This window comes from Winogradskyella ouciana (genome assembly GCF_965284585.1).
GTDB classification, from domain to species: Bacteria; Bacteroidota; Bacteroidia; order Flavobacteriales; family Flavobacteriaceae; genus Winogradskyella; species Winogradskyella ouciana.
On sequence record NZ_OZ260095.1, the window covers coordinates 2,159,186 to 2,171,242 of the forward strand.

General features: G+C 36.1%; 3 protein-coding genes. All 3 read right to left on the reverse strand.

Features of this window, described 5'->3' with window-relative positions; all coding sequences use genetic code 11:
- Positions 1-41: 41 nt before the first annotated feature.
- The 3 genes from ACQ65V_RS09540 to ACQ65V_RS09550 all read right to left on the reverse strand — a co-directional run bounded on the left by ACQ65V_RS09540 (position 42) and on the right by ACQ65V_RS09550 (position 12,055).
- Positions 42-4,892, reverse strand: coding sequence for a choice-of-anchor L domain-containing protein (locus ACQ65V_RS09540; protein ID WP_430467718.1), 4,851 nt, complete (start codon positions 4,890-4,892; stop codon positions 42-44).
- Positions 4,893-5,013: 121 nt separating this feature from the next.
- On the reverse strand, positions 5,014-9,840 hold the full coding sequence (locus ACQ65V_RS09545; protein ID WP_430467719.1) for a choice-of-anchor L domain-containing protein: 4,827 nt from the start codon (positions 9,838-9,840) through the stop codon (positions 5,014-5,016).
- Between the two features lie 433 nt (positions 9,841-10,273).
- Entirely contained in the window at positions 10,274-12,055 is a 1,782-nt protein-coding gene (locus ACQ65V_RS09550; RefSeq protein ID WP_430467720.1) for a gliding motility-associated C-terminal domain-containing protein, read from the reverse strand.
- Positions 12,056-12,057 lie beyond the last annotated feature (2 nt).

Below are 12,057 nucleotides of genomic sequence, written 5' to 3' on the forward strand. Positions count from 1 at the left end.
ATGCCAGTAAGTGTTTTGTAAAGCGTAAAGAATTATAAAAATTAACGTTTCAAAGCAAAATGCCCCTTAACCTGAAAGCTTTCGCCATCCTTGATGACATAGGCGATGTACCAATAGTCACCAGAAGGCATTTCGTTACCGTTGAAGGTACCGTCCCAACCAGAAGTATTGTGCCCAATTTCCTTGAGCAACTTGCCGTAACGGTCAAAGATATGAACTCTGGTACCAGGCAATTCTTGGACACTAGCAATGTGCCACGTGTCAAAATCGCCATCATCATTTGGTGTTAAATGCTTTGGTGCATCAAAGACCAAGACCTCTCGAGTTATTCTGGCACAGCCATTTTGGTCTATAATGGTAATGGTGTTGTATCCAATGGGTACGTTCACAAAAACATTTGAGGTCTGAAACGGCAGATCGTTAAGTTGGTAGAGATAATCACCGATACCATTAACGGTAACCGTTATGTTGTTCGGGTCTGAGAAATCAATTGTCTCAACGATATCGATAACGGCAGACTCGGATTCCGTAACATTAAACGTACTTGTGCTTTGGCAACCATACTGATTGGTTATGGTCACGGCATACGAACCAACCTCTGTAATCTCAATTTCAGAGGATGTTTCATTTGTTGACCAGAGGTACGTGTCCAAAGGATTCCCAGTATCGGCAGAAACAGTCAGTGGTAAATCATTTAGGCAGAGCACCTGGTCTTCAACAACGGTATCTGGCAATGGATTGATGACAACAGAAAACTGTGTAATGTCAAAACAGCCAGTGGCCAAGTTTTCTACCCTTACAAAGATTACCTCACCATCAAAAGCAGTATGCTCAACGTCCAACTCGTTTATGTTTTCAGTGGCCTCGTTCTCTGAACTAAAATAACTTACGGAATACTCATTAGGATTTTGATTGCCCAAAACAGCTGAATCCTGAGAGGATAAATCAAATTCTAAAAGTCCATCATAGTCATCGTCACAGGCTACAAGATCATTGGGCTGATTGGCAACAGGAAGCGGGTTGATCACCAACTGAAAAGGGTGTACGGCATAGCAACCAGTCGTGGAATACGCAACTCTTGCAAAGAGTGTTTCAACAGTGTTGGTATAAGTGTAATCGGTATTAATAGCACCAATATTCGCTTCGGCATCAGCCTCTGAGGTATGATAGCTCACCAATACATTAAAGGTGTCTTCAAGAAGTGCTAAATCAATATCCGACAGATCCACATAGCTCTCAGCATTAGCACAAACCTCATAAGTATCAATAGGGTCAATCTCTGGCGGACTATTGATAATCAAATCAAAAGGCACTGAAGCAAAACAGGTTGTAACGCTATTTCTAACTCTTACATAAAGGGTCTGTTGACCTAAAGAATTAGTATAAGTTTCGGGATTATTTATTGAGTTTATATCAGCGAACAAATCAGCTTCAGTTTCAAAATAGGTAAAATCAATACCGTATTGTCGTCCTTCTAAAATTAGAAGTTCTATTTCGGTTAAATCCCATTGTTGTTCAAACTCGTAATTGTTAGCACAAGTCGTTAGCGATTGTCCATAGTTGACTTCTGGAAGCGAAAGCGTATTGATGTAAAATGTATCTATATTATAACAGCCAGAGTCTATATTCTCAACACGCGAGTAGATGAGTTGTGGATTGTTGCTTGGCGTATAGTCCAAAGGGATTTCATTGGTTCCGAGCTCTGCGTTTAAAGGGGTTAAATGAAATGTGATGTTTAAGTTCGATGGACTGCCCAAACTTATTTCGGCTATTTTATCGTTTAGATCCGTAGCGGCCAAGCCGTTATTGTTGATGTCACATTCAAAAACGTCTGATGGTACATTATAAATTGGTGCTTCCTTCACCTCAATTTGCATAGGAGCAACTCTATAACAACTGTTCTCTGTTTCATTTTCCAATCTAACGTAAACCGTCTGTGGATTAGACGTATTTTGATAAGCAGAGGTTTTATCTATCTCATCAACTCTATTTATCGCATCGTCCTCTGTTTCGTAATACGACACTTGCATACCTTCTTGCCCGTTAATTATCTCTGAGTCTTTGTCTTCAAAATAAAAATCGGCAAAATTGGCTCCGTTTGTCGTACAATTGACAAAGTCTGCTATTGAGTTTAGGATTGGGTTATCATAAATGAGCACTTCAAAATCGACCACCGTAAAACAATCCAAACCTACACGTTGCAATCTAATATATACGCTTTGTGTTTGGGCATTATAGCTTTCTGGATTTTCTATGGCAAACCTGTCGCTAAGTGCGTTTTCAAAGGTTTCGTAAAAGGAAATATCAAAATCATTTTCATCGATTGATAAATCAGATATTACACTTTCTAAATTAACTATTGAAAACCCATCTTGATTGTCATCACAAACAACAATAGGCGAGGGAGAGTCAATATCCAAACTTTCAAGAATAGTGATGTCTAAAGTGGTTATGTTAAAACACCCTGTGGAAATAGTGGTAATTCTAGAGAATACTTGAGTGGAATTCCCGGCCACATCAATACTTTCTATAGTGTTTTCATTGTTTTCTGCGTCTTGTTGCGTGGCGTAAAAAGTAACTGAAACACCGTTTAAACCTTGAGCCATTAGATTATTAAAAGGGCTTAGTTGAACAGTGGTATTATTTGTTGTGTCATTGAACTCTCCACAAGCTTCAACAGTTTGTGGTGAAACAACAGGAGCTTCATTGATTTCTAAAACAACCTTTGAATCATAAACACAATCATTGTAGGTGGAGGTAAAGAATAATTCTTTAGAAGGAGTATTTACTGTATAAGGTGAAAATTGACTTATTGGGTTTTCTTCATTATCTCTGTCGTCTTCTGTTTCGTAAAATGTAAATTGAATATCATCTTGCCCTTGAGACAGTTCATTTGAAACATCATTAAAATCAAAATCATATACTCCATCATTTGAGAAATCGTCACATCTGCTAACTGTGCTTTCTTCACCAAATATATTATATAGAACATTTTTATGAAGCTCTAGAGTTAAGGGTGTTGGACAGTTTTCCCCTTCAAATCTTAATAAAAGCGGTATGGTAGCAATAGGTGAGGTGGTATTATAAATTCTTGGGTCGCTAGTTATACCTAAAAGGACGGCTACTTGGACAGTAATGCCAGGATAGGTGCTTTCAATTTCATCAAAAATATCATCCAAATTGAAGCCAACAGAAACATTGTCATAAGTGATAGTGTTTGATCCACTAGTTTCAAAATATTCTGGATCAGTACATTGGCTAACTATATATGTGTCAATACCGATATCTGGTTGAGCCTGATAATCAAGATTTAATCTTTCTATTGAAGAACAATCACTAGAGGCATCTGCTACACGAGCATAAATAAAGTCAGGTGATCCAATAATTTCATCTGTTTCAGTTATAGGGCTTTGATTGTTTAGTGCATCATTTTCTGTAAGATAATAGCTTACCGTTCTGTTGAACTCGTAATTTGAGAGTTCAAAATCAAAGTGTGATAAAGATGAGATTATAAATCCACCATCATTTATTTGTCCATTGCAGACAGCTGCTGTTGTTTCCAAAGTATTGGGCGAACTATTCACCGCAATATTAAAACTTCCTATTTGCAGGCAATCACCACTTAAACTCTCAATTCGCACAAAAATCTGTTCTGTTTGTTCAGTGTTCTGGTAAATTCCTTGTATCGGGTTGGTGTTGTTTAGTGCATCGTCTTCAGTATGGTGATAACTTATGGTGTAATTTGTTGAAGGCAATTCAGCATAGATTTCATCATCTTTCAACAATGGAAAATCAAAGTCATAGAAGCCATCGCTAGGTGCGGGATCGCAGATTGGAAGGTCATCAATCGGAGCTGCTGGTTGAAAGGGAATGATCTCTATTTCTATAGTATCTTCCATTGTACAATCGCCACCAGATATTGGTATTGAGACTTCGACTGTGTATGTTCCAGATTGGGCAACGCCTAGAGTCGGGCTGGTTTCGCCAGCAATTTGAGCGCCATTTAAATACCAAGCATAGTTGGCTGAAGGATTGTTTATATCAGCATCTAACGTGAGATCGTTTCCGCAGATGGACTGGTCTGGTCCAAGATCTATGGCACCACCAAAACCTTCTGCCTCAATGAAAACCGCAGAATCAAAGCGTTCATCAATATGGTCCGCAATGACAAACTTTATATGATAGGTCTCACCAGGAATAACTGTGCTATTAGCCGTTAAGACATTAGTATGCCCATTAAAGTTGGTGCTACCTACATTGTAGCCTTTAAAATAGTCCTCATTTATAGCATCACAAAACCCACTGATATCGGGATGGATGGTATTGGTACTCACATGGGTATTATCATCTGAAACCGTGGCAATGTTAACATAAGGGTCTGCAGTGCCAGCCCTTTTGATAAGTATTGCAAAAACATCCGAAAAATTACAAGGGTATTCCTGTTGGTATTCATCTGAAGCAAATAGATAATTGAAGACCACAAAATTATTGACCGTTACAAAATCGAACTCAATTGATGTGGCATTCAAGGTTTGGTCTATGCCTAGGACATTCAATATGTCAGTATCTGTTTCCCAATCAATTTCACCATCGCTGAGATCTTCACCAATAAAAGCATTACCAGCTCTTGCTACATTACCTGTTGATAAAACCAATCCGCTTTGCAGTGGGAAGTTCGATGTTCCGTTATCAAAGCTGCCGTAACTGATTATGTTATTGATATTACCATTAATCTGGGAAGAAATATTTGAAACTGATGCACAGTTATTGCCAACTAAATTTTGAATGAGTTGCTCTGGTTGTTGAGAATTATCCGTAGTAATTTGCTGTGCATATAGGAAACATATATGCATGCCCAAGGAGAGAAGAGTAAGTAAACTTTTCTTTATCATTGCTTTTTTTGTCGTAGAAAGCTATAGGAATCAGGTAACTATAAAAATCTAGACCGTAAAAATAGATAAAAGCAATTAAAAGAATCAACTAAATAGAATTTTAACTCTAATTGGCTTGTTTTTAACGACGAATGGCAAAATGTCCTTTGACTTCAAAAGATTCATTGCCACGCATTATCTGTGCAACAAACCAATAGTCATTGGCAGGCATTTTCTTGCCGTTAAAAGTGCCATCCCAACCTGGTGTGTTGTGTTTAAGTGTTGTTAAATGTTTACCATAGCGATCAAAGATATGGATAACCGTTCCAGGTAGTGTTTCCACACCAACAATGTGCCAAGTATCAAATTGTCCATCATTATTAGGAGACATGTGCTTTGGAATGTCAATGACTAAAACTTCGTTCGTAACTTCAGAACAACCATTAAGGTCTATGATGGTTACCGTATGATAGCCCATGCCAACATTTTCAAATACATTAGATTCTTGTGGTTCACCATCATCCAATTGATAGAGATAGTCTCCAATACCACTTATAGTAATGGTTATATTATTTGGGTCTGAGAAGTCCACAACCTCAGTGGCCTCAATTGTTGCGGCCTCAGATACTGAAACTCCAAAAACCCTTGTGTTTTCACAGCCAAATTCTGTTGTAACCGTTACCCAATAGGTGCCTATTTCTGTAATTTCAATTTCTGGAGTGGTTTCGCCAGTTGACCATAAATAGGTGTCTGTTGAAATATTGGTATTTGCTGAGACCACTAACGGTAAATTGTCTAAACAAATAACCTGATCTTCAATATCGATAATTGGTAAAGGATTTATAATTATTGAAAACTGAGTGACATCGTAACAACCTGTGCTATTATTTTCTACTCTAGCAAAAATGATTTCAGAATCAAAAGCTATATAGTTAGTGTCTAAAGCGGAATTATTTTCGTTTGCCTCTAGTTCTGTGTTGTGATAAGTTACTGTATAATTGGACGGATTTTGACCACCAAGGATACTGGCATTCTGCTGCGTGAGATCAAACTCTAGAAGACCATCAAAATCATCATCACAATCTTCTAAATCACTAGGTTGATTTGCAATCGGATTAGGGTTAACATTTAAGTTAAACTCATAAACTATATAACAATGCGTGGTACTATATTCTGCTCTAGCAAAAAGAGTATCATTATTGGTTTGGTAGGTGTAATTGGTGTCTAGAGCATTTTCATTTGCTATAGCATCAGTTTCGTTTGAAAAATAATTGATAAGCACATTAAAGCTCTCGTCCATTATAACTTCATCGATTTCAGTTAAGTCAAAGCTATTGTTTTCATTCTCACAGATATCATAGGACACAAAATCATTAATTACAGGCGGAGTATTTACAATTAAATCTATGGGAACCAGAACATAACAATTAGAAATGGTATTGGTGATTTTTATATATACGGTTTGTGGATTACTCGTATTGGTATAGGCTTCAGGATCTGGAATGACGTTAGAATTTGTTTCTGCATCCTCAAAATTCTCAAAATAAGTGATTTCTATATCATCTTGTCTTACATCCAGAATTTCAAACTCAGCTTCTGTTAAATCAAACTCCGTAAAACCATCGTAATCTGCATCACAATATGTAAGTGGAATAGACTCATTAACATCTGGAACTTGAATAACATTCAACTCAAAAGATGTTACGGAATTACAAATGGTTCCATTATCTATTTGCACAAATATAGTTTGTGGGTTTGTGGTATTGGTGTATTCAAGTGGAAGAGGGTCAACACTATTTTCAGCATTAGATTGAGACAGATAGAATGTAATGTCTAAATTTTCTGTAATGCCTTCGGAAATTTCAGTAATCTTAGTCGATAAATCGAAAGTTTCAAAACCGTCATTGGATATATCATCACAAACAAACCAATCTACTGGTTGATTATAAACTGGGTTGGTACCCACTTCTATTGTAAAGCTAGATGTACCATAACAATCTTGATCCGTTAAATTTTCAACCCTAACAAAAATGGTTTGAGGGTTGCTTGAATTCTGAAAATTAGAATCTTTATCAATGGCATTGACTCTGTTATCTGCATCATTTTGACTCAAATAATACAAAGCTTGTTTGCCAGTTTGTCCATTTAAAATTTCTGCATCCTTAGTATTAAAAATAAAATCACCAAAACCATCACTGCTATCTTCGCAAATTCTATAATTGTCAATTACCGTAAACACCGGAAGCGTATTTACGATGATATTTAATGTTTCGGTTGAATAACATCCTGTCGATGAATTTTCTACACGAATAAATAAGGATTCCGTTTGGGCATTATAATTACTTTCGTTTGTTATTGCATTTGCCGCATTATCAGCATCTTCTTGGCTAACATGAAAACTTATCTGCCTGTTGTTAGTACTAGAAACTACTTGTGGAATAACATCTTGCAAATTAATTGTAGAAATGCCATCTTGATCATTATCACAAATAACTATATCAGATGGAGTAGAAGTTATTGGTGCTTCTAGAACCGTTATTTCAAATGAGGTAATATCTGAGCATCCTGTTTCATCGGATGTAATTCTTGGATATAATGAAAAAGGATTAGACGTATTGGTGTACAAGTTTGGTAATGCATTGGTGTTATTGGTAGCATCTTCTTCAGTTAAAAAATAAGTAACACTAAAGCCATCTTGTGCATCAGTGACTAAAATATCAAACTGAGATAAATCTGTTGTCGTAAAACCATCTTGGTCTTCATCACAAACGGACTGACTTACAATGTTTTCAAACTCATAAACTGGAACTAAAATTAAGTCAATTTGAGAAATATCGTAACACGTAGGACTTGATAAACCTAAGTAGATAGTCTGTGGATTGCTACTAGGTGTAAATGGAACAGATTGATCTAAAGGGTTCATCTGATTGTCCCTGTCATTTTCCGTTAAGTAAAATTCAACAGTAATATCTGGAATGTCATTTATGATACCACCTGCAATAGATAAAAAATCGAATTCCTCAACACCGTCATTATCAATGTCGCAAAGTATTGCATCATTGATTTCGGTTGCTGTTAGTAAAAGATTGGTATGAATTTCTATTGGAGTTACGGAAGCACAGCCTGTATTATTGTCTTCAACTCTAATAAACACAATTTGCTCTTCTGCATTTATGTTTGCATAATTAGTGTCATCAGCTATAGGATTAGCACCCGAAAGGGCATCCTCATTGGTTTCGTGGAAGGTAACTGTTACACCAGTTATTCCTTGTAGCACATCTGGAATTATAGTCGTTAGATCAAAATTTGCAAATCCGTCATGGTCAGCGTCACAAGCATCAATGTAATGATCGTCTGTGTTTATTACTGGGTTATCCAATACAGTTATATCTAAAGTTGTCGTGCTGATACAACCCGTTTGTGGATGTTGTATACTTACAAAAACCTGTTCGTTTACATTGGTATTTACATAAGGCATTGGCAACGGGTTGCTCCCTGTTGCTGCATCTGTAGCAGTACTGTGATAACTTACAACAAGATTGGTCTGTCCATTGGTAATTTCATCATCCTTTATACTTAAATCTATGGTGGTAAAACCATCTGCTGTTTGATCGTCACAAACCTCAAGTGGTGTTGGATCCATAACCGTAGGTAAAGGGTGAACTATTAAATTTATAGTAGAAAAAGCCAAGCAGCCGTTGTCGGTATCTTCAATTCTAACATGAATTACCTGTGGATTGGTTGTGTTTTGAATTGGTGTGGTAATGGCATTAATACCCATTTGAGCCTGAGTAGTTGTATAATGATAAGAAATATTATAGTTAGATGCAGGTACAGAAGCTAATACTTCGGCATCTTTAGTTGATAAATCAAAGGTTTCTATGCCATCGTTGCTTAGATCATCACAAAGTTCGTAATCCGAAATTGGGTCTGAAGATTGTGTAGAACTTAAGGTAATATTAATATCGTCCTCTATCGTACACGTACTGCCAGATAATGGAATTTCAATTTCAACACGGTAGTTTCCGGTTTGTAAAACATTATAAGTTGGTTGCGTTGCCGTAGGGATAACCACATCATTAAAATACCATGTGTATGTAGCTTGTGGGTTTCCAATATCTCCATCTAAGGTTACATCACTTGCACAGGTTGAAAAATCCTCACCTAAATCTACCGCAGCGTTAAAGCTGTTACCTTCAATAAATACTGCCGAATCGTAATTTTCATCAGTTTGGTCAGCAATGATAAGTTTAATTTGGTATTGTACATTAGGTTGAATTGCGGCCGTGGCAGATAGAACAGTAGTTCTACCATTATAGTTAGTGTCACCTAAACTATAACCTTCAAAATATTGTTCGTTTGAAGCATCACAAAAACCAACAATTTCATCATGTACAGTGTTGGTATTTACAGGTGTGGTTGTACCTGGTACCAATGCAATATTAACATAGGGATTGCTTGTGCCTGCTTCACGAATTAAAAACGCAAAACCATCAGAATAGTCGCAAGGGAAATTACCAAAGTATTCTTCTGATGCTAAGATGTAATTAAATTGAATCTGATTTGAAATAGATATAAAATCGAATTCTATAGAAGTGGCATTTAAAGTATTTGTGATACCAAGTGCTGCTTCTAAATCTGGGTCTGTAGTCCAGCTGTCATTACCTTCATTTAAAATATTGTCATTTTGCCCATTTCCGGCTGAATTTGCACTACCTGTAGTTAAAACAATACCGTTTTGAAAGGGAAAATTAGATGAACCACGTTCAAAATAACCAAAACTCCCTAAACCTACTGAACTACCATTTGAAGGTGAACTTATATTTGAGACCTCAACACAACCTTGTATTAAGGTATTTTCAACTAAACTTTGAGGTGTGGCTGTATCATCCACCGTTATCTGCTGTGTATAAGTTTTGCTACATATAAAGCATAGAATTATATAGAGGGAACGATGAACAGTATTCATGAGCTTAGATTAAGTTTTATGACACAAATAAGTTTAGACTTTGGGGCTACTGATTATTTGTATTGTTTTTGTGTGTGGGGAAAGTAAGCTGTATAAAGATTAAATACAAAAAAACACGACAAAATACATAAAACGTTAACATTTTAATGTAAATATATAAAAAAAGACCTCAAAAAAGAGGTCTTTTCCCCAAATTGAAATTTCTAAAACATTACAGCCTCAACAGATAATGTTCCTTAACCTGAAACTCAATATTGTTATATTTCAAATCTCAAATCATAATTATGAGACTTTTTGTAACTTATTTATATGAGGGAAAATGTGCAAGAATTGTGAAGCTTAACGAAATTCTTTTCACAGGTGTTTCTAAAATTAAAGTAATTTTCCTACAGTTCCAAAAGAATAAGACGAACGGATAAAAATCTTAACATTTTCAATAATTTACGTACACCCAACCTACCATTGGTCGGTAGTTGGGGTCATTAAGATTTATAACATAATAATACGTGCCCACAGGTACAATTTTTCCATGATTGTTCAATCCTCTATTTATCTTGCCGTACCAAGGTTTTTCATTATCACCTTCAAAAATTATATCACCATAACGGTTATATATTTTAAGCTCATGCTCTGTGAATATATCGTATAAACCTTGAATGTTAAACCAATCGTTATAAGTATCGTCATTTGGGGAAAAGCCATCAGGAATGTATGGTGGGCAATTTTCTATGGTTAAATTGAATTGAAATATTTCATAACAAGGAGGGCTTTCAAGCCTTACGTAAATGATTTGAGGATTGAAGATATTATTATAATCACTCGGAATTAAAATAGCATTCGATGAGGTTTCTAAGTCTTCAAGAGAAAGGTAAAATGAAATTTGGTCATCTTCGTAATCTAAATTCACTAAAGCATCGAACAAATTATAAGTTGAGATTTCAAAACCTTCGTTACAACCAATAAGGCTTGGAAGCGTAACAATATCTGGTATAACAAGTAATTCAATATTAGAAGAAGTGGTGTTGTTGTTTTCGTTGGTTTCTGTAATGGTGCCTGTCATTGTGCCATCATCATCTACGATGGCAGTAATGGTTAGATTAGGGTTGGTATTTTCTGGAACCGTTACGGTTATTGATCCACTTTCAGATGCACCAATAGCAATAGGGTTAACTGTTTGGCTCTGGCCAATTAAAGTCCCATCTAAATAAAAAGCAATAGGTGTATTAGCTGGTAGTATATCAGTACTGTTAAAATTATTCACCGTATAAAAAAGGTCGATGTTGTAATCTCCACAACGGACTATATAATCATCAATGATAATAGTAGCATCTGGCAATTGGCTATTTAGTACAGTGATGATATTGTTTATCATTACAAAATCCTGACCAGATGTTAGGGAAATTGTGGCAGAAGTATCTCCAATACTAATATTATTCTGAATGTTGTAAACATCAATATCCATATTGTACATGTCAGATGCTCCCGTAAATGAGTTGGTACCATTAAAAGCATTATTGGCAGGATTTAAAGGTGGATTGCTAATCACATTTCCGTTGATGGTCAATTGCTCGTTAACGGCCAAAGCACTGTCGCCTTCCCAAGCAATAAAACCGATTTTAGCATCTTCATTATCCAGTACATTTAAGTTATCTAAGGTGATGCTCAAAAATGTGGGTACACTCTGTAAACCATCATAAACATTAAGCTGGTTTAAAGGTAAACTATCATCTTCGTAGATTATGGATATCGCCCAACCTCCAAAATTAGTACCAGTACTGCAATAAGGTCCTATGACATTAGTAAGGTCAAAATCTGAAATCGTATAAGTACCATTACCTTCATTAGAAATAATAGAGGTGACATCAGCAAAAGCAGCAAAGAATATACGCTCAGCATCTAAACTATCGCTAAAAGTGCGTTCGGCACTTACAGAAGACCCATTTAATGTTATGTCAAAATCTCCAGAGCCAGAACCTGCCCAGTATAAATACGCAGCAACTACATTTTGATTAGCATTAAGATTTAAATCTGCTGATGAGCTCGTTTCTATAATACACGGAACAAAAGATCCATTTTCCTGAATATTTAAGGTATTACCAATGGCCACATAATCATATCTGCCATTAAATTGCTGAAATAATGAAATGTCTTGTGCAAATAGAGGGATAGTTACACCAAACAGGAGAAAGCATAATATGTAATGTGCTCTTTTCAAAT